A 22792-nucleotide genomic window follows, 5' to 3' on the forward strand; every position below is an offset into this window, starting at 1 on the left:
ATCATGCTCCCCCTTGCGGGTTCTTATCTTTTTGCATGTGCATGATGGTGGTGTAGAAGATCCAGCTCACCAGCAAAATGACCAGGAAGTAGATAAGTGAAAACGCGGCTGAAGGCCCTAGATCCTGTTGGCCAATGGCCATCGTTGCCAGGGATTGGCTCAGGAAGGTAGTGGAACTGCCAGGGCCGCCACCGGTTAACACAAAGGGTTCCGCATAGATCATGAACGAGTGCATAAAGCGTAACAGCACAGCGATGACCAGTACGTTGGTGAGTTTTGGTAACTGGATATAGCGAAAAACGGCCCATTTGGAAGCACGGTCAATCCGTGCTGCTTGATAATAGGCTTCGGGAATAGAGCGAAGGCCGCTGTAGCAAAGCATTGCCACCAAAGGTGTCCAGTGCCAAACGTCCATCAAGATAATCGTCGCCCAAGCATCGCCAGCGTTGCGGGTGATGTTGTAATTAATGCCCAGCTCGCGCAGTCCCCAGCCCATGAGTCCGATGTCGCCACGGGTGAAAATTTGCCAGATGCTACCCACGACGTTCCAGGGAATCAAAAGCGGTAGCGTGATTAAAATCAGCACGGCAGATGCTTGCCAGCCCCGTTTGGGCATAATAAGCGCGATACCGATGCCCAATGGTATCTGAATCGCCAAAATGGTCAGTGAGAATATCATTTGGCGCAGAAACGCTGCTTGCAAAGCAGAGTCATTGAGCATGGTTTGGAACCACTCTGTGCCCGTAAAAAAACGAGCATGGGGGCCTAGTACGTCTTGAACGGAGTAGTTAACCACCGTCATTAATGGAATGATGGCGGAAAATGCCACCAGAATTAGCATAGGGAGTACCAGCCACCATGCTCGATTATTTTGCACCTTGTTGTTATTCATGGCCGATCTCCACCAGATATTCGTCGATATAGAGGCCAATATGCCGATCGGAAAACTCGGCGAATGCGGGTTCGTTAATCGCTGAATGCCCTTCTGGGAGCCGTGCCTTGAACAGCTGGCCGTTTAGCTTGAAGCTGAGCAGCGAATAGGTGCCAAGATCTTGTAGGTTCTCGACATGAATGGGCACCGTGTTTGGCGTTGGCGAATTGGCAACGCTGATAAATTCAGGACGGATACCCAGCTTGATATTGCTAGAAGACGCTGTTGCAACGAGCTGTGTTAGTTGGCTATTCACAGGCAGCGGCTGGTCACCAAACATGACCTTGCCATTTTGATGTGTGACGTCCATAAAATTCATGCCTGGACTGCCAATAAAATAGCCAACGAACGTATGAGCAGGCTTTTCAAACAGCTCCCGTGGCGTGCCGAACTGAACCACTTGACCGCCATACATCACTGCAATTTTGTCCGCAAAGGTCGATGCTTCTAACTGATCATGAGTCACGTAGATCATGGTGATATTAAATCGCTCATGGATCTCTTTGAGCTTGCGGCGCAGTTTCCACTTTAATTGTGGGTCGATGACGGTCAGGGGTTCATCGAACAAAATGGCTGAGACGTCGTCGCGAACCAGCCCTCGGCCCATGGACACTTTTTGTTTCTCATCGGCGGTCAGGTTTTTTGCCTTGCGCGATAGCAGTGGCGTTAGTTCAAGAATGTCTGCTACTTCTCGAACTTTCGGGTCGACCCGGTACTCTGGGGTGTTCATATTGCGCAGCGGAAAAGCCAGGTTGTCGTACACCGTCATGGTGTCGTAGATCACCGGGAACTGGAAAACCTGGGCAATGTTGCGCTCTTCCGGTGGCAGTTCGTTAACCCGCTGCCCGTCAAATAGAACGTCACCTTCGGAGGGTTCTAGAAGGCCGGAAATAATATTGAGCAGCGTGGACTTTCCGCAGCCTGATGGGCCGAGAAGGGCATAAGCGCCGCCCTGGTGCCATACATGATCCATTTGGCGAATCGCATAATCATCGCTGCCAGCCGGTGTTTTGCTGTAGCTGTGGGCCAGTCCCTTTAGCGTAATTTCAGCCATGGGCGGCGCTCCCTTGTGCTACGGGCACATGAACGGTGCTGCCGTGTTTATCAAACGCGTAGAGCTGATGCGTCGGAAAATAGACATTAATGGTGTCGTTCATGTTGAACTCGTGAATACCCGTTAGGTGGAGTACCAGCGGGAAGTGCTCGTGCCGTACATGTAGAAACGTCTCGGAGCCGCTAATTTCGGCTACATCGACTTGTACGGATAGCGCTAGATCGTCTGTTGAGCGTGGCGTTAGGCTGATATGTGAGGCACGCACACCGAAGTCATAGTCGCCAGGGGGCAGGCGCTGTAACTCGGCATCACACGGAAAATGTAGGGTTTGATCAAAGGTGATTTCCGATGCCGTCAGCTTTCCAGGAACAATGTTAATAGGCGGTTCTGAGAACATTTCAGCGCTGTGGCGACCGTTGGGGACACGATAAACCTCTTCGGTAGGGCCGTATTGGAGCAGTTTTCCTTGGTGTAGTACCGCGGTATTGCCGCCGAGTGCCAGCGCTTCGTTGGGCTCAGTCGTGGCATAGACGGCAATGCAGTTGCGTGCTTTGAAGAGTTCACGGAGTTCGTCACGAAGCTCTTCACGCAGTTTGTAATCTAAGTTGACTAATGGCTCATCGAACAGGATTAGGTCCGCATCTTTGACCAGCGCTCGCCCCATCGCGGTGCGTTGTTGCTGGCCACCGGATAATTCTTGTGGGTAGCGATCAAGCAAATGCTCTATGTGCAGCATTTCCGCAATACTGCCAACCCGTTGATCAATTTCTTTTGGCGACGTTTTGGCAAGCTTCAATGGTGACGCAATGTTGTCACGCACGGTGAGGCTTGGGTAGTTGATGAACTGCTGATATACCATGGAGACATTGCGTTTTCGAACAGAAACGCCGGTGACATCTCTGCCATCCATGAAGATTCGTCCCTGGGTGGGTTGTTCTAATCCTGCCATTAAACGCATCAGCGTTGTTTTACCCGCCAACGTCCTTCCTAGTAGTACATTGAAAGAACCTGGTTCTAGCTCGAGGTTTAACCCATTAATATGAGTTTCACCACCGACGATGTGGTCGATGTTTTGCAGATGTAGGGACATACCGATCTCGCTAGCGTCATTGTTATTGATAGATGTTATTAGTAGAGGTCATGCGTTGATCGTTATCGATAGAGTGCAGCGCCATAAGTGATGTTAGCCTTGGCTGTTCGTAAGTTACGGTCAGCCAACCATCAGGCGTACTGCCTCCACCCACTTTCTCTTACCTTGCACTTACTTTATTTTCAGTAACGAAAGGCTAGTTGATCATTTGCGAACTTGCAACGACTTTTGTAGCTGCTTGTATTCGCTTTAGGCGTAGAGAGCTGAAAGTTAGTGGGGAAATGGGGCTAGAAAAGTAAAAAAGCTAGCGTTTGAAATGTTCGTTTGTTTCGTTTTAGAAAATAGGCGTAAAAAAACCGGCCTCAAGGGCCGGTTTTTCGTCGCTGTGTCTTTAGAGGCACATTTCGTGATGCGGTATATCTGATGCTATTTCACGCTAGCCTCTGCCTGCTGCGGAGCAGTTGCAGGCGTTGCGTTGTGATCAATCAGTGTCGATTTGTCGTTGGCGAAGGCATCGTAAGCGAAGTCGTCTACGGTCAGCATCTCAAGCACTTCTGCTTCAAATGTACGCATAAACTGAGCGTCTTCTTCGCTAATTAGGCCTTTTTCAAGCGCCGCCTCTACGCGTGCCTCGGGGTGTAATGCTGTTTGTGGCAGCTCGCCTTTGGCATAGGCTTTGTTCACTGTGCGGTAAAGGGCTTCGGCGCGATCATAATCAACCAGTAACGCGTTGTAGCGAGCGAGCGGGTTAGACTCTACGCCATCATCTTTATCCCAGGTGTTGGAAAGTAGCTTGCTGCGCAGGGCACTATGCGTAGAGACACGCTGGGCAATATCGCGAGCCAAGTCGTCATGTGGTTTATTCCAACGGCGGCCTGTCGGCATTACCACGACTTTCAATACCTTGCCTAATGCGCGGTTCGGCAGGTTGTCAAAAATTTCAACGAAAGCTTGTTCCGCACGGTTAAGCAAGAACCGCAGGCTATAGTGTAGCAGCGCTTCTTCGCCCTCTACTTGATCACCGGTATGCCACTGTTTTAGTACCATGGAAGCTAGGTACAGGTTAGACAGTACATCACCCAAACGTGCTGACAGCATTTCGCGCTTCTTGAGTTCAGAGCCAAGGCTGGCCATGGCGGCGTCGGCACATAGGCCAAAGCCTGCTGAAATGCGTGCAATATCCTGAGCGTAGATAGCGGCGGGGCCACTAAAAGGTACACTTGCTTTGCCTAGGCCAAACCCAAGCGTAAAGGCACGAGCAGCGTTGCCGAAAATCAGCCCTGCGTGACCAAAGAAGGCTTTGTCGAAAGCTTTAACGTCGTTGGCGTCTTTCGCTGCCAGCTCTTCTAGCACATACGGATGACAACGAATCGCACCTTGACCAAAGATCATCAGGTTGCGCGTCATAATGTTGGCGCCTTCCACGGTGATCGCCACCGGGTTCGCACTGTAGCCAATGCCTAGGTAGTTGCGTGGGCCAAGGGTAACTGCTTTACCACCGTGAACATCCATGGCGTCGCTAAGTAGCACGCGTTGGAACTCGGTCAGTTGGCTCTTCAAAATTGCTGAAGGAACGGCGGGTTTTTCACCGTGGTCGATCAGGTTAGCAGTTTGGTAAACCGTCGCAGCAGAGATATAAGCCAGTGAGGCCATGCGTGCCAGCGGCTCTTGTACGCCTTCCATTTCCGCCACAGGGACGTTGAACTGACGACGAACACGGGTGAAACCTCCGCTCCAGCCCAGTGCATAGCGGGCAGTGCCGGTCGCACCAGAAGGCAGGGTAATGCAGCGACCGATCGAGAGACACTCGACCAGCATGCGCCAGCCTTGGCCGATCATGTCTGGGCCACCAATGATGGTATCCAGCGGTACAAAGACGTCGTTACCTTTAATCGGACCGTTCATAAACGGACTGCCGATAGGGTGGTGGCGACGGCCAATATCCATTCCCTGAGTATCACGGGGGACTAGCGCAAGGGTAATGCCGCGATCTTCTTCGTCACCTAACAGTTTTTCTGGATCGAACAGGCGGAAAGCAAGGCCAACTACTGTGGCGATAGGAGCCAAGGTAATCCAGCGTTTCTCAAAGTTAAGTCGTAAGCCAAGTACTTCTTCGCCGTTGATGATTTGCTTGCAGACGACGCCGGTGTCTGGCAGCGACGTTGCATCAGAGCCTGCGCGTGGGCCGGTAAGGCCGAAGCAGGGAATCTCGCGGCCATCAGAAAGACGGGGTAAGTAGTGGTCTTTCTGTTCTTGGGTACCGTATTTGAGCAACAATTCGCCAGGGCCGAGTGAGTTTGGCACGCCAACAGTAACCATCAGCGTCTCATTGGCTGATAGCTTCTGTAGCACCATGGATTGCGCTTTAGCAGAGAATCCTAGACCACCGTACTCCTTCGGAATAATCATGCCGAAGAAGCCTTCTTTTTTTAGATAATCCCACAGTTGTTGAGGTAGATCAGCGCGCTCCTGAGCGATGTCCCAAGCGTTACACATGCCAGCGGCTTTAGCACACTGATTATCCAAGAAGGCTTGTTCTGCCTCACTTAGGCCGTCGTCTTTATAGTTAAGCAACGATTCCCACTGAGGCTTGCCAGAGAATAGCTCGCCATCCCAGGAGACACTGCCGGCTTCCAACGCTGTGCGCTCCGTATCGGATACTTTCGGCGCTACCTTTTTAAAGGTGGCGAAAATACGTGGTGTTAGCCACTTACTACGTAGTGCCGGAAGTCCAGCAACCGCAACGGCGACAGCCGCAATCAATAGAAGCGCGCCAATCACAGTTGCGCCAAGCACTAAGCCTACCAAGCCTAGTACGCCAAGCAGAGCAAGTGCGGGCGTAGCACCTGCTTCGCGCCGCATCACCACGAGCAAGCCAGCGATGGCAAGCACAATGAGCAGTAGGGTGAGCATGGTTGTATCTCCGTGGGGGTTAATAATGAACGTATTTAAACGTATGTTTGAATATTGGCAGAGTCACTAACCAAAGTGCAAGCGTTTCACCGTTATACGTTTGCTTTATATCCATCACTGTAGCGTAGATAAGACATAAAAAAACGCTATGGCATGTAACCATAGCGTTTAGCTTTCTTAGCAGAATCTCGATGCTGTGCTTTTATGACGCCTGTTTGGCGGGCGCGCCGTGAGCGACATAATAATCAACATTGGCACGAGGCAGCGGCTCGCGGCCTCGAATCCGATCAGCAATTTTCTCCGCCAGCATAATCGTTGGCGCGTTGAGGTTACCGGTGGGAATGATGGGAAATAGTGACGCATCGACAACGCGCAGCCCTTCGGTACCGTGCACACGGCCTTGGCTGTCGGTAACTGCCATCTCGTCTTCGCCCATCCGGCAGCTGCCACAAGGGTGGTAAGCTGTCTCGGCGTGCTGCTTAACGAAGTTATCGATCTCTTCGTCGCTTTGTACGTTGGGACCAGGTGCAATTTCACGGCCACGGTATTTATCAAACGCTGGTTGCGCGATGATATCGCGAGTTAAGCGAATTGCGTCGCGGAACTCTTGCCAATCTTTCTCTTTGGCCATGTAGTTAAACAAAATGCTCGGTGCCGCATGCGGGTCTTTCGAGGTCAGGCGAATCCGCCCTCGGCTTTCCGAACGCATCGAACCAACGTGGGCTTGGAAGCCATGTGCCTGCACGGCGCTTTTGCCGTTGTAGCTAATGGCAATAGGCAGGAAGTGATACTGCAGGTTTGGCCACTCTTCCTCATCATGGCTACGAATAAAGCCACAGGATTCAAACTGGTTACTGGCGCCAACGCCGGTACCTTTAAATAACCACTCGGCACCAATCTTCGGCTGGTTGTACCATTTCAGCGCCGGATACAGAGAAATCGGCTCTTTGCATTCGTACTGAATATACATCTCAAGGTGATCCTGGAGATTTTCACCCACGCCGGGCAGCTCATGAACCATTGAAATGCCTAATTCTTTAAGCCACTCTGGGTTGCCTACGCCAGAACGCTGGAGAATCTGTGGTGAGGCAATCGCACCGCCACAAAGTAGTACTTCTCGGCGAGCACGGGCCTGGTGGGGTTGACCTTTTTGCTCGTAACGCACGCCAACGGCACGTTTGCCGTCAAATTCAATTACATCGGTGACTGCGTGGGTTTCGATGGTCAGGTTGTTGCGCTGCTTGGCGGTATCCAGGTAGCCGCGTGCGGTAGACGCACGGCGCCCCTTGGGCGTGACGAAACGGTCCATGGGGCCAAAGCCCTCTTGCTGGTAGCCATTAACATCCTCAGTTTCAGGGTAGCCAGCCTGTTTACCAGCTTCGATAAACGTGCGGTAAAGCGGGTTATTGCCAGCTTTAGGCGTGGTCACGCTGACCGGGCCGTCGCCGCCGTGGTAATCGTTGGGGCCAATATCGCGGGTTTCGCACTTTTTAAAATAGGGCAAGCAGCTGAGGTAATCCCACTCTTCCAAACCCGGTTGCTTGGCCCAGTTGTCGTAATCCAGGGCGTTGCCGCGGATATAGCACATGCCGTTGATGAGTGAGGAGCCGCCCAGGCCTTTGCCTCGGCCACACTCCATACGGCGGCCATCCATATACGGCTCGGGGTCGGTTTCAAATGCCCAGTTGTAGCGTTTGCCTTGTAATGGGTAAGCCAGTGCAGCGGGCATTTGAGTGCGAAAGTCGAAACGGTAATCGGGGCCGCCTGCTTCTAGCAGTAAAACGCTGACGTCGCTGTCTTCGGTCAGGCGGGTGGCCAGCACGTTACCCGCTGAGCCTGCGCCGATAATGATGTAATCAAATTCGCGTGGTTGAGACATGCTTTTACCTTGGAGGAGTCGAAGAGTTAGTAATGAACCGGTAGGTATAAAAGAGAAGCGTCTTCCTGATACGCCTACCGGTGGCGCCCATTACTTCGCTTAAAACACTGACTCAAACGGCCCCATCTCGATCTGTACGGACTTGGTCTGGGTATAGTGATTAAGCGTCTCAACGCCGTTCTCGCGGCCAATGCCCGACTCTTTGTAACCACCTACCGGCATTTCAGAAGGTGACTCACCCCAGGTGTTGATCCAGCAAATGCCAGCTTCCAGCTGGTGGATAACCCGATGAGCACGGTTTAAGCTTTCGCTGAATACGCCCGCTGCTAGGCCGTACTTGGTGTCATTGGCGCGACGAATAACGTCATCTTCGTCGTTAAAGGAGAGTACGGACATCACCGGCCCAAAAATCTCTTCTTTTACGATGCGCATATCGTCAGTGCAATCGGTGAAGATGGTGGGGGCTGCCCAGGCACCCTTCGCCCAATCACCGGTATTCCACGCATCACCACCAGCCAATACTCGTGCGCCTTGCTCTTTACCCAAGGCAATATAGGAAAGCACTTTTTGCTGATGCTCAAAGCTTACTAGCGGGCCGAAGTTAACGCTGGGATCCATTGGGTCGCCTGCTTTGATACGCTTAACGCGCTCAACCAGCTTTGCCTCAAAGGTGTCTTTAACGCTGTGCTCAACGAACACGCGAGTGCCGTTGGTGCAGATCTGGCCGCTGGAGTAGAAGTTGGCCATCATGGCGGCGTCAGCCGCACGATCTAAGTCAGCGTCGGCAAATACGATCAGTGGGGATTTACCGCCCAGTTCCATAGTGACGTCTTTCAGGGTGGAGCCACCGGCAGCGGCCATGACCTTTTTGCCAGTACCGGCTTCGCCAGTAAACGACACTTTGGCGATACCTTCATGCTCGGTCAGCATGGCGCCAACGCGGCCATCGCCTTGAACCACGTTGAAGACACCATTAGGCAGGCCTGCTTCGGTGAAGATTTCGGCTAGTTTGATAGCGGTTAGCGGTGTTACTTCGCTAGGCTTAAAGACAATGGCGTTGCCGGCTGCCAGCGCAGGGGCGGCTTTCCAACAGGCGATTTGGATGGGGTAGTTCCAGGCACCAATGGCGCCAATTACCCCGAGTGGCTCGCGGCGGGTGTAAACAAAGGAGCTATCACGCAGTGGAATCTGGTTGCCTTCTATAGCGGGTGCAAGGCCTGCGTAGTACTCCAAGGCATCGGCACCGGTGACAATATCGACGCTGGCGGTTTCGCTGATCGGCTTGCCTGTATTTTGAGTTTCCAACTCGGCAAGCTCATCGTTTCGTTCTCTTAACAGTGCAACAGCGCGTAGCAGGATGCGTGAGCGCTCCATGCCCGTCATCGAAGCCCATTGACGCTGCCCGCGTTGAGCGGCTTCTACAGCGCTATCAACATCGGCTTGGCTTGCCTGGCCGATTGTAGCGAGCAGGCTGCCATCGTAGGGGTTGGAAACGGTAAATGTCTCGCCTGAAGTGGCGTCTACCGGACGACCATCAATATAAAGTGGCAGTATATCTTGAGCGGCCATGTTGGTCTCCTTACGGTGTTTCTGAAGTGGATGCGCGTTGCTGGCATCCATGATGAATAAGCAGTTGATCGAGATAGGTGTGGGCAAGATGTCGCGCTTGGGTCGCATCAAGTCCATTAGGCGTGAGCGCTCCACGTAGCCATAAACCATCGATCATAGCGGCAAGGCTACGAGCGGCGTTGCGAGCGTCAGCGCGGGGCATAACGCGCTGGAATTGATGACATAAATTGGCGTACAAGCGACGGTCATTAACATTTTGAAGCCGCTGAAGTGTAGGCTTGTGCATGCTGCTAGCCCAAAAAGCGAGCCATGTTTTTGCCGCAGGGCCGGTTACCTGGGTGCGGTCAAAGTTGCCTTCAATTATGGCGCCAATGTGGGCGCGGGGAGACGTATCTTCCAACGCACGGCGGCGCGCCGCGACGGCATCACTTAGATCGGTTAAAATTTGCCGCATAGTGGCTTCAAGTAAGCCATCTTTGCCGCCGAAATAGTGGCTAATAATGCCCGCTGAAACGCCTGCATGGCGAGCAATTCGCATGACAGTGGCTTCTGCTAAGCCAACTTCGTCAATGGCCGCCATCGTGGCTTTAATTAACTGCTGGCGGCGTATTGGTTCCATTCCCACCTTAGGCACAGCTATCTCCTAATGACATTGGATGCCAGTTAACCACTGGCGATAAAGACCAGGGTTGGGCATGCTTGCCCAAGCATAATGGCATTTTTTTATTGAACGTTCAATTAATAAAAAACATCGATCGCTTCCATCAGTGCGACCGTATTGTGAGCAGCATGTTCATCCTACTCAGATAATGGAATCGCCTAAGGTAATGGAGTCACTGGGGTAAGTGGCTTCAGAAAAAGGCAAGCCGATTCGACTTGCCTTTTGGATCTAATATATGCATAATCTGCACCCGCTGATGTCGGAAAGGCTACGTAGCTCAGCTGGTTAGAGCACATCACTCATAATGATGGGGTCCCCTGTTCAAATCAGGGCGTAGCCACCGATCAGCTCAAATACACAATTTAAAATGTGTATTACTATGGTGGCCCCTTAGGTCCTCCCGCAACGCTAAACTGCGAACCCCGCCAGGCCCGGAAGGGAGCAACGGTAGTGGTGGCTGCGTGTGCCGGGATGTGGCTTTTGGGGCCGCCTCCATTTCTAGTGTTCTTCCCGCCTTGTGTCTCATATGTTTTTTTAGTAATACACTTTTATTAATGCAGTGTTACCAGTGTTCATGCGGCAAGATTTTGTAGCTTTAGTTTGTTCGCGAACGGTCGCTAATCGTGATCTTATCTGTACGAAAAACATAGATATGCCAACTGTTAAGATAGGGTGGGCTGGCACGGCGTAATTAAAAAAAAGGCGCATTTTCATGCGCCTTTTTACTCTTCTGTTATGGTTTTTAGCTTTATACAGACTAGCGCATGACGGATTCGCGGTCAGCGTCAACTCGCTCTTGTGCCCTTTCTCGTGCATTGTCAAACGCTTCCATGAAGCGTTCGCCTTTTTCCTCGAAGTTATCCAGGTACCATTCGCGAATCGGCTCAGCTAATGCATGGAATTTTTCCATTTCTTCCTCGGTGGGCGTGTATAACTGCCCACCAGCTTCTTCCCAGATGCGGTAGGCTTCAAGCTCTTTGCGAGGCTGAATACCGAACTGAACTGCCGACATCATGGCGGCGCCATCGGCGACAACGCGTTGCTGCTCGGGTGTCAGCGATTGGAATTTTTCATTTCCCATCAACCACATTGATGACATGTACGCATGATTATCCAGTGTCATGTATTTAATAACTTCCTGGAAATTCATATTGGTAATGTCTGAGATCGAATTGAGGGTGCCGTCGACAACGCCTGTTTGCAGCCCTGTATAGACCTCAAGCCAGGGTAAAGGCGTGGGGGAGGCGCCCATCTCGCGTACCATTATTTGCTGGATTTGCGACTCTATTGTGCGAAAGCGTAAACCCTTGGCATCTTCTGGTGTGCGGATTTCGCGTTCGCCATTGACGATGTTGCGCCAGCCACCGGTCTGTGTCATTGCCATTAAACGGATGGAGTCGTTACTGGCTTCAAGTAACTCATCGCGTAAAAAAGCAGTGAACTCCGGATCGGTAAGCATTGTCATTGCGGTGCGATCGTCTGGAAAGGCGTAGGGAATATCCAGGCCTTGTATTGGCGGATAAATCGCTGCGGCGCCACCGGCCGTTGCGGTAAATAGGTCAACAATACCGGCTTGCATCGCTTCAAAGCATTCGTTGGCTGATCCGCATAGCTGAGCACCAACGAAAATATTGACACTCACTTCACCGCCCGTGCGACTTTCTACATAGTTTTTGAAAACCTGGGCGGCGTCATATTCCTGGTCTTCCTCGTTAGCAAGAAAAACTAGATTAAGCTCAGCGGCCTGGGCAAGGCTAGCACCGCCTATTGCAGCGCCAAGCAGTAGGGTGGTTAATGCTGTCTTAGCTTGCTTCATCATCATTTTCATTGTTCTCCGTAGGATGGACATTAAGGTTATGCGACATACCCGAGTAGCCGTGGTAGAGCCAAAATAAGGTCGGGGATGTAGACAAGGGCGAAGAGTATGGCTATCTCCACCAGGAATAGTGGCATCATTTCCCAAGCAACCTTTTCAATGCGTTCCTTGCTAATGCTGCTCACTACGAAAAGCACCAAGCCCATTGGTGGTGTGATTAACCCCATGATGAGGGTAATGCTCATTACGACGGCGAAGTGAATCGGATCCACTCCGACACCGATCATGACTGGGGCAAGAATTGGGCCCAGGATGAGGATCGCGGGGCCTGCATCCATAATGGTTCCAACCGCCAATAGAAAAGCGACAACTAAGAAGAACAGTAGACGCGGATCATCCGTGATGGAAAGAATGAAGGTGCTAACCAACTGAGGCGTGCCTTTAAGGCTGATCAAAGAGGCAAATGCTACGGCAGCGCCTACCAGGAGCAGGATGACGGCTGAATTGATGGCCGCTTTGCCGAACAGCCTAGGCAGGTCTCGGAAGCTGATCTCACGGGTAATAAAAAGACCTAGGATTAATGCATAGAAAGCGGCGATGGCTGCCCCTTCCGTTGGCGTGAAAATACCACCAACAATGCCGCCGATGAGAATGACAGGGGTTAGTAGTGGCATGAATGCCGTGACAAAGGCTTGCCATTTTTGTGCCCAGCTCGCTTTCGGTAGTGGTTCTGGGAACTCTTTGAACCGTGCCATGATGGCAATCGTAATCATTAAGCCTACGCCAATCAGAATGCCGGGAACGATGCCGCCAGCGAACATGCCGGCCACTGACACATTCATTATGAAGGCATAAAGGATGAAGATGCCGCTAGGCGGAATGATACTTGCGATAACTGCGGAGGCAGCAGTGATGGCGGCAGAGAAGCGATTGGTGTAGCCGGATTGCTTCATGGCAGGAATCATCACTGACCCCATAGCGGATGCATCGGCGACAGCGGAGCCTGAACCACCTGCAAGCATTAAAGATGAAGCAACTGATACTTGGCCAAGCCCTGCTTTGCGATGACCGATAAGCGTTTCTGCAAAGCGCACGATACGGGAGGTAACACCTCCTGCTGTCATTAATTCACCGGCCAAAATAAAGAAAGGCAATGCCATTAGTGGAAAGCTGTCTATGCCAGCAAAAAGTCGCTGGAATAGCAGGTTAAAGAACATGGGTCGCCCTTCCAGGAGCAAGCTCACCCCTGGTGCGAATAGCATTAGGAAGACAATTGGCATGCCTGCAATTAGCAAGAAAAGGAAAATCCAAAGATAGGCGAATGTCATAAGTTATACCTCTTTATTGCTACCAGCCGATGGCTGGGTTTGCGTATTAAGCAAGGCGTGAGGATAGAAGAGGCCATAACCTAGACGCAGCACGCGCTCTAAGGAACTCAGGCTGGTGAGAGTGAAGCTTAGGGGGAGCACTAGGTATATGTAGGACATAGTGATGCTCAGCGAGAGGCTGACCGTTGTGGAACCACGCTCTACTCGCTCAAAGCCTAGTTTTATGCACCATATAAGCACTGCCAAAATGCACAGTTCTAATAGTAATTGAAGTAGCCGCCATGGGATTGAGTCTTTAAACCAATTAGTGGCAATTTCCAAACTTGCATTAAGCCCCTGTCGATGAGCAGCGGGGAAAAAAAGAAACGCCATCCATACCATCATGTAGCGCGCTAACTCTTCGGTCCAACCAAAGCTGTCATTTAGCACGTAGCGAAAAAACACGTGGGTAACCATGATGCTTAACATCATGGCCAGTAGCAGGGTGGCTGCATAGCCTGCCCAGCGGGTTGAGATCTCGTTAAATCGATCTAGTAGGGCGATAAGCTTCTGCATAAGCGGCTCCAAAAGGCTATGGCTCCGTATACGAGCGATATGCCTTCCATTATTATTGGATTGTTTATCGTAGCGCTGCGAAAATATTAAAATGCGGACTTATAAACTGTCAAGCAACCTAAAATATATTGCCTTAGACAAAAGTATTGTCTTGAGAAAGCTAGCCTCAGTAGTTTTCGAGCCATATAAGAAAATAACTCACTTCTTAGACTTCATGGGTTGGCTGTTCAGATTGGTTGACAATATGAAAAAGGTTTAGCTATATTTCGTAGCGCTACGAAATAAAGTTGAGGGCCGTATTCAACCTTGCCCACCCCCTTATGAACTGAAGGCAATGAAGATGAATAAACAGCGACGCACAATTGAAGAGCTGCGTAGTCAGCGTTGGTACAACTCGCAAGATATGCGTGGCTTTGCGCATCGTCAGCGCACCCAGCAAATGGGATTGCGGCGCGAAGAGTTCATGGGCAAGCCGGTGGTGGGCATCATTAATACCTGGAGCGATCTCAGCCCGTGTCATGCTCACTTGAGGGATCGTGCTGATGCAGTAAAAAGGGCGGTTTGGGCAGCAGGGGGATATCCAGTTGAGCTGCCTGCATTGTCTCTGGGTGAAGTGCTGGTGAAGCCGACAACGATGCTATATCGCAACTTTTTAGCCATGGAGGCAGAGGAGTTGCTACGCAGCCATCCCATTGATGGTGTGGTTCTTCTTGGCGGGTGTGACAAGACGACCCCAGCACTGTTGATGGGGGCTATCAGCATGAATATCCCCGCTATTTTCTGTCCAGCAGGGCCTATGCTTAACGGCAAATGGAAAGGGCAGACCTTGGGGGCTGGGACGCATACTCGTAAATACTGGGATGAATTGCGCAGCGGTAATATTTCACAAGATGATTGGGTCGATCTTGAATCCAGGATGACCCGCTCAAACGGTACCTGCAATACCATGGGTACGGCTTCTACCATGACATCGATTGTCGATACCATGGGCCTTACTCTGCCTGGAGCTTCGAGTATTCCAGCCTCTGATGCTGCGCATATACGTATGGCATCCTCCTGTGGCAGTCGCGTTATTGAGATGATCTGGGAAGACCTTAAGCCCTCTGACATCCTTACCCGAGCCAACTTCCTCAACGGTGCCAAGTGTTATATGGCACTTGGTGGCTCCACCAATGCGGCTATTCACTTGATTGCACTTGCCCGACGGGCCAATGTAAAGCTCACCCTGGATGACTTAGACGCTGTCGCACGAGAAATTCCAGTGCTGACGAATATCTTTCCCTCAGGGCAGTATCTGATGGAAGATTTCTACTATGCAGGTGGCCTTCCCGCGTTACTAACTCAGCTGGTTGATCATCTTGATCTAACGACCAAAAGCGTCAGTGGTCGAACGCTCAAGGAAGATTTAGAAGGTGCCGAGTGCTACAACAACGACGTCATTCGCTCGCTAGATAACCCCGTTTGTGAAGGGGCGGCGCTTGCCGTATTGCGTGGCAACCTAGCTCCCCGTGGTGCGGTCATTAAACCAAGCTCTGCCGACCCGAAATTGGTTAAGCACCGCGGTCGCGCCATTGTTTTCGAGAATCACGCCGATATGGTGGCGCGCATTGACAATCCTGAACTGGATGTCAATGCAGACAGTGTACTGGTGCTAAGGCAAGCCGGCCCAAGGGGGGCGCCAGGGATGCCCGAGTGGGGTGCGCTCCCCATCCCCAAAAAGCTTCTTGCGCAAGGTGTCCGAGATATGGTGCGCCTTTCCGATGCTCGTATGAGCGGTACCCACTATGGCACTTGCGTGCTTCATATTGCACCGGAGTCTGCAGTGGGTGGCCCCCTTGCCTTAGTGCGTGATGGTGATGAAATTGAGCTTGATGTCGCTGCTCGCCGTCTAGAGTTGCTGGTGGATGCGAAAGAGCTAGACGCTAGACGCCAGAACTGGCGAGCACCAAGCCCGCGTATTGATCGTGGGTATACCGCACTTTTCCAGGAGCATGTAACCCAGGCCGATATGGGCTGTGATTTCGATATCCTACAAGGCGGTCAGCGCCAGGGCGAGCCGGAAATTTTCTAAGGAGAACAATAACATGACAACGCTGCCTAAGAACCGTTTTAAACAGTGGCTTCGTGATCCTGCCAAGGTGCCGGTAGGCACTTGGTTAATGACTGCAAGTCCCAATGTGGCTGAGGCCATTGGTTGGGCGGGTTTTGATTTTCTTGTGCTTGATATGGAGCATGTCCCTGTGGATGTGCCTCAAGCGATCGCTATTATGCAGGCGGTTGCGGGCACGCCAGCTGAGTTGGTCGTTCGGCTTCCTTGGAACGATCCGGTGATTGTTAAGCGAGTGCTGGATAGCGGTGCTCAAAGCCTGATGTTTCCTTATATACAAAACGCTGAAGAAGCGTCGCGAGCCGTTGCATCGACTCGCTACCCAGGCAAAGGGAGTCGTGGTGTTGCCGCTGTGCACAGAGCTAGCCGCTATGGCACCGTGACGGATTATCTGCAGCGTGCTGATGAAGAAATAGCCGTCATTATGCAGCTGGAGACGCCCGAAGCACTGGCTGCTATGAATGACATTGCAGCCGTTGAGAATATTGATGGCTTGTTTGTTGGGCCAGGTGATCTTTCAGCCGCCATGGGGCGTATCGGCGATATTCGACACCCTGAGGTTCAGTCCGCGATTGCAGCGGCGGTAGCGGATAGTCAGCGGCTGGGGCTACCTTGCGGCATTGTTGGCGCGGAACCGGGATTGGTAAGCCAGTATCGTGACCAAGGTTTTGCTTTTGTTGCAGTGGGGTCGGATATGAGTTTGATGATGTCGCGTGCCAAAGAGTATGTAGCAGCACTCAAAGGTCAGGTTGCCGATACAGCCGATAGCGGCGTCTACTGATATGCATACATTATGCCATGGCGACTTGGAAGCAGGCTTGTTACCCAGCTGTGGCGGCGCCTTCTCATTCCTACGTTGGAAAGGGGTCGACTTGCTCCGGCCACTCAAATCAGGAGATGGCGCTTTGCCTGAAGGAGTACGGCATAGTGGCGGTTATGTCCTGGCGCCTTATTCAAATCGAATCGCTGATGCTTCTTTTTCATGGCAAGGTGCGCAAATCAATTTACGACGTAATTTTGGTGACCACCCTCATAGCCTGCATGGGTTTGCCTGGCAGAGGGCTTGGGAGTGCCATCGCCAAGATGAAAACAGCGCATACATGGTACTCAGTCACTCACGAGATACCGATTGGCCGTGGGACTGTGTTGTCACGCAAAAGGTATCCCTCGCCCAACATAGGCTCGATTTATCCCTAAGTATTGAAAATCTTGATAAGCAATCGATGCCCGCAGGGCTGGGGTGGCACCCCTATTTTTGCCGCACCCCAAACGTTCAACTTGGCTTCGCAGCAGAAGCTGTATGGATGAACAACGAACGTCAGCTCCCTTCGCATAGGGTTGCATCCTCTGGTAAGTGGGATTTTCGCCACTTGAGAGAGCTGGGGTGGCCAGGTATTGATCACTGTTATGAAGGCTGGTCAAACCAAGCGCAGATTCACTGGCCAGAGTATCGGTTGCGCTTGCATCTTACCGCCTCTGAGCAGCTGAGTCATTTGGTGCTTTTTACGCCTGAAGCACGGGACTTTTTTGCGCTTGAACCGGTAAGCCATGCCAATGCCGCCCTTAATAGGGCTGTACCTAATGCGCACGGCATGCAAACCCTAGCGCCAGGAGAGAGCTTCTCCTGTCATTTGCAACTGACACTCGAGGAAGATCATGGTTGACGCTACCTTGCAAACCGTTTTGCACGCCCAGGCCGCCTTGGGTGAGTGCCCGCTGTGGGCTGAGGATGAGCAAGCACTTTATTGGGTTGATATCGAAGCTCCTAGTCTAAACCGCTTTGACCCTCTTTCTGGTGAGAACCTCAGTTGGGCATTGCCTGAGCATATTGGTTGTGTTGGCCGCCGCGAAGGCGGGGGGTTTATTGCAGGGCTGCGTTCAGGGTTGTGGCTGCTGAGTGAACAAGTGGAGCTGACCCATTGTATCGCTCGTCCAGTTGCTGATACGACGATTAGTCGCTTTAACGATGGGCGCGTTGACCCTTGGGGGCGTTTCTGGGCGGGCACAATTCATGAGCCCCGCGATATTCCAGCAGCCTCGCTATTTCGGGTGGGTACTGACCTGAGCTGTCAGCATTTGGCAGGTGACATCAAAGTTTCCAATGGTGTGGCATTCAGCCCGGATCGACGCTGGGCCTATCACTCGGACACGCCGAATCATGTGGTCTACCGCTACCCCCTGGATTCTGACAGTGGCGAACTCGTCGGGCCAAGAGAGATCTTTCATCAATTCCCCTTTGGCAATGGTCGTCCTGACGGTGCTGCGGTTGACGTGGAAGGTTACTACTGGACCGCGCTTTATGAAGGTGGGCGTGTCGCGCGGCTATCGCCGACAGGCGAGATCGTTGCTGAATATGCGGTACCAGCAAGATGTCCGACGATGTGTGCTTTTGGCGGACCCGATCTTAAAACACTTTATGTCACATCAGCGCGCCACGGCCGACCCGCAGATGAGCTCGCAGCTTATCCCGAGTCTGGGAACCTGTTTGCCTTAAGGGTCGATGTTGCCGGTCAAAGCGAACCTCTCTTTTTAGGCTAGAGAAAATCGCCTAGCTACTGATACCAATTTCGAGGAACTGACAATGATCACATTAAAAGACGCCACTCTTCAGCGCGACGCTTGCCTAGTGGGCGGGGCCTGGATAGGCGCTGATGATAACCAGTTTGATGACGTCACTAACCCCGCTGATGGGAGCGTGCTGGGCCGAGTGCCACGTCTTGGTCAAGCAGAGACATTGCGAGCGATTGATGCGGCTGAAGAGGCGTTGCCTGCATGGCAAGCGAGATCAGCTAAAGAGCGGGGGGCAATGCTGCGTCGCTGGCACGATTTATTGCTTGAGCACCAAGAAGACTTGGCGGTGCTGATGACGGCAGAGCAGGGTAAACCTCTGGCTGAAGCGCGTGGTGAAATCGGTTTTGCCGCCAGCTTTTTTGAATGGTTCGCTGAAGAAGGACGGCGTGCTTACGGTGATGTCATTCCCAGTCCTCAGAGTGACCGCCGATTGCTTGTCATTAAACAGCCCGTTGGCGTGTGTGCAGCGATTACGCCCTGGAACTTTCCAGCGGCGATGATTGCACGTAAGGCTGGGCCTGCACTTGCAGCAGGCTGCACCATTGTTATTAAGCCTGCTGGGCAAACTCCCTACTCTGCATTAGCGATGGCTTTGCTGGCCCAGCGTGCTGGTATACCCGATGGGGTTGTCAATGTAGTGACTGGTGATGCCCGTGCTATTGGTCGCGCGATGACCGAGAGCCCAAAAGTACGTAAGTTGACATTTACAGGCTCCACCGGTGTCGGCAAGTTGTTGCTTCGTCAGTGTGCCGATTCTGTTAAGAAAGTGTCTATGGAGCTGGGGGGCAACGCACCCTTTATCGTGTTTGACGACGCGGATCTGGAGAAGGCCATCGAAGGCGTGATGCAGGCAAAGTTCCGCAATGCAGGACAGACCTGTGTTTGTGCAAACCGTATTTTCGTTCAAGCAGGCATTCACGATGCTTTTGCAGCGAGGCTTTCTCAAGAAGTTGCCAAGCTACAGGTTGGTGATGGTGCTGAAGAAGGCGTTCAAGTTGGTCCGCTCATTGATGCCGCTGCCGCTGAAAAAGTGGTGGAGCAGCTTAATGATGCGGTGGCAAAAGGCGCTACCCTTTTACAAGGTGGTGAGCGTCGTGGGGCTAACTTCCTTACGCCTGCTGTTATTACCGGTGCGACGCCTGACATGGACTGTTTCAGCGAAGAAACCTTTGGCCCATTAGCTCCCGTGTTTAGCTTCCAGGATGAAGCAGAAGTCATTCGCCTTGCGAACGCGACGGAGTATGGTCTGGCCGCTTATTGCTACACCCGTGATTTAGGTCGTGCGTGGCGGCTATCTGAAGCGCTTGATTATGGGATGGTGGGTATTAATAACGGCCATGTTTCGACTTGTGAAGCACCTTTTGGCGGTGTTAAACAGTCAGGTCTTGGCAGGGAAGGTGCTCGTCAGGGAATCGAGGATTACCTTGAAACCAAGTATATCAATATGGCGATTGAGTGAGACAAATCATGAACGATTACTGTGATGTTACTTATCAGTCGCTTAATGGAAAGCGCGTTATTATCTCCGGTGGCGCGTCAGGGATAGGGGCTGAATTAGTCAAAGCCTATATCGCTCAGGGGGCCAGTGTTGCCTTCCTTGATATTGATCGTACTGCGGGTGAGAGCTTAGCCTCTGAGCTGGGTGACAAAGCGCGTTTTTATGTCTGTGATGTGAGGGATATATCGCGATTACAAGCGGTTATTGCCGACATTGAAGTTGCCCAGGGCCCAACTCAGGTATTGATTAACAATGCTGGTCTAGATGATCGGCATACCCTGGAAGAGTTAACCCCAGACTATTGGGATAACTGTCAGGCCATTAATCTGCGCCATCATGTCTTTGCAACTCAGGCGGTATTGCCAGCGATGAAGGCTGAAGGCCAAGGCGCTGTGATTAACCTAGGCTCTATCTCTTGGATGAGAGGGCGACCTGGGATGGTGGGTTATACGGCGGCTAAAGCGGCCATTAATGGTCTCACACGTACCTTGGCACAAGAGCTTGGTGAGCATAGCATCAGGGTTAACTCATTGGTGCCAGGTGCCATTTTAACTGAGCGTCAGGAGCGCTTGTGGCTGACTCCAGAAGTCAACCAGCGCTTCCTTGATCAGCAGGCACTGAAATTTCGCCTAAGAGCGGACGATGTGGCACGGCTTGCGCTTTTCCTCGGCTCTGATGAGAGTCGCGGCTGTACGGGTCAAAACTTTATCGTTGATGCTGGGCTTACCCTTAATTAGACGGTGAGCGTTAAGACGCCACCTAGATACCTTGGAAACACTTATGCAAGTGACATATCAACGCGATCAACTTCACCTGCGCCTGGCAGGTGAAGATCTTCTCGTACATACGCCAGATTCGCCTGCTTTTTTTATAGGTTACGGGCGAGAAAAAATGGACATGTATTGCGGGAATTTCGAGATTCAGGACTATCTTGAAAGCCGCGAAGCGCTGCGTCATTTGACAGTGACTGAAAACCAGGAGGGAATACAGCTCGAGTTACGCCGTTATAAGGATGACGACCTTCAACTGCGGTTGAATGTTGCAGTGCTTGACGATGGTATCAAGCTGCAGAGCCAGTGGGTAAATAGTGATATCAATCGCTTCTGGGTGCGCTTAGCGGCGAAGGACAGTGAGCATGTGTGGGGCTGTGGTGAGCAGATGTCCTATTTCAATCTAAGGGGACGTAACTTTCCTCTTTGGACCTCTGAGCCAGGGGTAGGGCGAGACAAAACCACCTACGTCACCTGGCAGTCTGATGCGGTTAATCGTGCCGGTGGTGATTATTACAATACTAACTACCCGCAGCCTACTTTCGTTTCTTCGCGGCGCTATTTCTGTCACGTTGAAACGTATGATTATGCGGACTTTGATTTCCGTCATGGCGAGTTTCATGAATTGCAGGTTTGGGGAGTACCTGCATCGATTCTGTTACGCAGTGCGCCAACTTTCCTGGCGCTGGTTGAAAAGATCAGTGCTACGTTTGGTCGCCAGCCCTTATTACCAGACTGGGTGTATAACGGCGTTATTTTAGGTCTCAAACGAGGCCAGACCCATGCGGAAACGATGCTAGCCAAAGCGCTAGACAGTGACATGGCTGTCTCTGCTGTCTGGTGCGAGGATTGGTCGGGCGTACGGGAAACAAGTTTTGGTACGCGACTTTTTTGGGATTGGCGCTGGCAGCCGGAACGTTACCCCCTGCTTGATCAACTAATTAGTGATCTGCATGCGCGTAATGTGCGTTTTCTAGGTTATGTGAACCCTTATTTGTGTGTTGATGGTAGCTTGTTTCCAGAAGCAGAAGCAGCGGGCTACCTAGCGACTAATGAGCAGGGTGATGCGGCTCTCGTGGATTTCGGTGAATTTGACTGTGGTGTGGTTGATTTCACTAATGAAGCTGCATGCACTTGGTTTAAAGATGTGATTATCAAGCGTGAAATGCTCGATTTGGGAATCAGCGGCTGGATGGCCGATTTTGGTGAGTATCTCCCGATCGATGTAAAGCTGAGTAATGGTGTTTCTGCTAAACAGGAGCACAATCGCTGGCCAGTGCGTTGGGCTCAGATTAATGCCGAGGCCATTGCTGAAGCAGGGCTAACCGACGAAACCACTTTCTTTATGCGGGCGGGCTACACCGGTGTACAAGCATATTGCCCCTTGCTATGGGCGGGTGATCAGTCAGTGGATTTTTCCCGCCATGACGGGCTGGGCACCGTTATTTGTGCAGCGCTCTCGTCAGGGTTAATGGGTAATGCTTTCCATCATAGTGACATTGGTGGCTATACCAGCTTATTTGGCAATAAGAGGGATGCTGAGCTGCATATGCGCTGGGCCGAAATGGCTGCGTTTACTCCTGTGATGCGTACTCATGAGTCAAATCGGCCTACTGAGAATGCTCAGTGGTTCGACGATCCCGAGGTCGCTGAGCACTTGGCTCGAATGAGTCGGCTTTATGTCTCTCTTTCACCCTATTTAAAGCAGCTGGTGGCTGAAGGAAGCTCTCGCGGAATACCGGTGCAGCGTGCGCTGTTCCTGCATTTTGAGGCGGATCCTGAGTGTTACGACATACAAGACCAGTATTTATTAGGCCCTGATATGTTGGTAGCACCGGTACACAAGGCTGGGTGCGATGAATGGTCTGCCTATTTGCCGAGTGGCGTAGAGTGGGTTCACCTTTGGAGTGGAAAGCATTATTCAGGAGGGCAGCGTGTGACAGTGGCGGCACCTGTTGGAGAGCCAGCAGTTTTTTATCGCCACACTAGCGAGTGGAGCCATCTGTTCGCCGCTCTGGCAGGCCAAATGTAATGGGCCCTGTTGAGATGA

17 protein-coding genes, 1 tRNA gene and 1 other RNA gene are annotated in these 22792 nt (G+C 51.9%); 9 read left to right on the plus strand and 10 right to left on the minus strand.

Annotation, left to right across the window (positions count from 1 at the left end; genetic code table 11):
* Window position 1: 1 nt before the first annotated feature.
* From HZS79_RS02040 to betI, 7 genes are all read right to left on the minus strand, one after another.
* Window positions 2-892, minus strand: coding sequence for a carbohydrate ABC transporter permease (locus tag HZS79_RS02040; RefSeq protein ID WP_162218473.1), 891 nt, complete (start codon window positions 890-892; stop codon window positions 2-4).
* Window positions 885-1985, minus strand: a complete 1101-nt coding sequence (locus HZS79_RS02045; RefSeq protein WP_162218472.1) for an ABC transporter ATP-binding protein — start codon at window positions 1983-1985, stop codon at window positions 885-887. Before HZS79_RS02045 ends, HZS79_RS02040 begins: the two co-directional genes overlap by 8 nt.
* Window positions 1978-3075 carry an ABC transporter ATP-binding protein gene (locus HZS79_RS02050; protein WP_162218471.1) on the minus strand — a complete coding sequence of 366 codons (1098 nt, stop codon included), beginning with the start codon at window positions 3073-3075 and terminating at the stop codon, window positions 1978-1980. Before HZS79_RS02050 ends, HZS79_RS02045 begins: the two co-directional genes overlap by 8 nt.
* A gap of 426 nt (window positions 3076-3501) precedes the next feature.
* The gene (locus HZS79_RS02055; protein ID WP_162218470.1) at window positions 3502-5988 is read right to left on the minus strand and encodes an acyl-CoA dehydrogenase; all 2487 of its coding nucleotides are present in this window, start codon (window positions 5986-5988) and stop codon (window positions 3502-3504) included.
* Between the two features lie 202 nt (window positions 5989-6190).
* Window positions 6191-7867, minus strand: a complete 1677-nt coding sequence (gene betA / locus HZS79_RS02060; RefSeq protein ID WP_179926932.1) for a choline dehydrogenase — start codon at window positions 7865-7867, stop codon at window positions 6191-6193.
* Between the two features lie 99 nt (window positions 7868-7966).
* Complete coding sequence (gene betB, locus HZS79_RS02065) at window positions 7967-9436, minus strand: betaine-aldehyde dehydrogenase (RefSeq protein ID WP_179926933.1); 1470 nt, start codon at window positions 9434-9436, stop codon at window positions 7967-7969.
* 10 nt (window positions 9437-9446) lie between these two features.
* Window positions 9447-10055 carry a transcriptional regulator BetI gene (betI, locus tag HZS79_RS02070; RefSeq protein ID WP_162218501.1) on the minus strand — a complete coding sequence of 203 codons (609 nt, stop codon included), beginning with the start codon at window positions 10053-10055 and terminating at the stop codon, window positions 9447-9449.
* Between the two features lie 308 nt (window positions 10056-10363).
* Here betI and HZS79_RS02075 point away from each other — a divergent pair.
* Both HZS79_RS02075 and ffs read left to right on the plus strand, forming a co-directional pair.
* Window positions 10364-10437: transfer RNA gene (locus HZS79_RS02075), tRNA-Met, on the plus strand.
* A gap of 49 nt (window positions 10438-10486) precedes the next feature.
* An RNA gene (gene ffs / locus HZS79_RS02080) (signal recognition particle sRNA small type) lies at window positions 10487-10583 on the plus strand.
* A gap of 271 nt (window positions 10584-10854) precedes the next feature.
* Here ffs and HZS79_RS02085 read toward each other — a convergent pair.
* Genes HZS79_RS02085 through HZS79_RS02095 form a run of 3 tightly spaced genes read right to left on the minus strand, consistent with a single transcriptional unit; the run spans window position 10855 to window position 13796 of the window.
* Window positions 10855-11919, minus strand: coding sequence for a TRAP transporter substrate-binding protein (locus HZS79_RS02085; protein ID WP_238401432.1), 1065 nt, complete (start codon window positions 11917-11919; stop codon window positions 10855-10857).
* Window positions 11920-11951: 32 nt separating this feature from the next.
* The gene (locus HZS79_RS02090; RefSeq protein ID WP_162218466.1) at window positions 11952-13241 is read right to left on the minus strand and encodes a TRAP transporter large permease; all 1290 of its coding nucleotides are present in this window, start codon (window positions 13239-13241) and stop codon (window positions 11952-11954) included.
* A 3-nt stretch (window positions 13242-13244) separates the two neighbouring features.
* Window positions 13245-13796, minus strand: coding sequence for a TRAP transporter small permease (locus HZS79_RS02095; RefSeq protein ID WP_162218465.1), 552 nt, complete (start codon window positions 13794-13796; stop codon window positions 13245-13247).
* A gap of 340 nt (window positions 13797-14136) precedes the next feature.
* Here HZS79_RS02095 and araD point away from each other — a divergent pair, with 340 nt between their 5' ends.
* Genes araD through HZS79_RS02130 form a run of 7 tightly spaced genes read left to right on the plus strand, consistent with a single transcriptional unit; the run spans window position 14137 to window position 22774 of the window.
* Window positions 14137-15867 carry an L-arabinonate dehydratase gene (araD, locus tag HZS79_RS02100; RefSeq protein ID WP_179926935.1) on the plus strand — a complete coding sequence of 577 codons (1731 nt, stop codon included), beginning with the start codon at window positions 14137-14139 and terminating at the stop codon, window positions 15865-15867.
* A gap of 13 nt (window positions 15868-15880) precedes the next feature.
* Entirely contained in the window at window positions 15881-16684 is an 804-nt protein-coding gene (locus HZS79_RS02105; RefSeq protein WP_162218463.1) for an HpcH/HpaI aldolase family protein, read from the plus strand.
* A gap of 1 nt (window position 16685) precedes the next feature.
* On the plus strand, window positions 16686-17567 hold the full coding sequence (locus HZS79_RS02110; RefSeq protein WP_162218462.1) for an aldose 1-epimerase: 882 nt from the start codon (window positions 16686-16688) through the stop codon (window positions 17565-17567).
* Window positions 17560-18441, plus strand: a complete 882-nt coding sequence (locus tag HZS79_RS02115) for an SMP-30/gluconolactonase/LRE family protein (RefSeq protein WP_179926936.1) — start codon at window positions 17560-17562, stop codon at window positions 18439-18441. The genes HZS79_RS02110 and HZS79_RS02115 overlap by 8 nt, the downstream gene beginning before the upstream one ends.
* A 43-nt stretch (window positions 18442-18484) precedes the next feature.
* Window positions 18485-19933 (plus strand): NAD-dependent succinate-semialdehyde dehydrogenase, encoded by a 1449-nt coding sequence (locus HZS79_RS02120; protein WP_179926937.1) that lies wholly within the window; start codon window positions 18485-18487, stop codon window positions 19931-19933.
* Window positions 19934-19941: 8 nt separating this feature from the next.
* Complete coding sequence (locus HZS79_RS02125; RefSeq protein WP_162218459.1) at window positions 19942-20709, plus strand: SDR family NAD(P)-dependent oxidoreductase; 768 nt, start codon at window positions 19942-19944, stop codon at window positions 20707-20709.
* 43 nt (window positions 20710-20752) lie between these two features.
* Window positions 20753-22774, plus strand: a complete 2022-nt coding sequence (locus HZS79_RS02130) for an alpha-glucosidase (RefSeq protein WP_179926938.1) — start codon at window positions 20753-20755, stop codon at window positions 22772-22774.
* Window positions 22775-22792: the final 18 nt, after the last annotated feature.

This window comes from Vreelandella zhaodongensis (genome assembly GCF_013415115.1).
In the GTDB taxonomy this organism is placed as follows: Bacteria; Pseudomonadota; Gammaproteobacteria; order Pseudomonadales; family Halomonadaceae; genus Vreelandella; species Vreelandella zhaodongensis.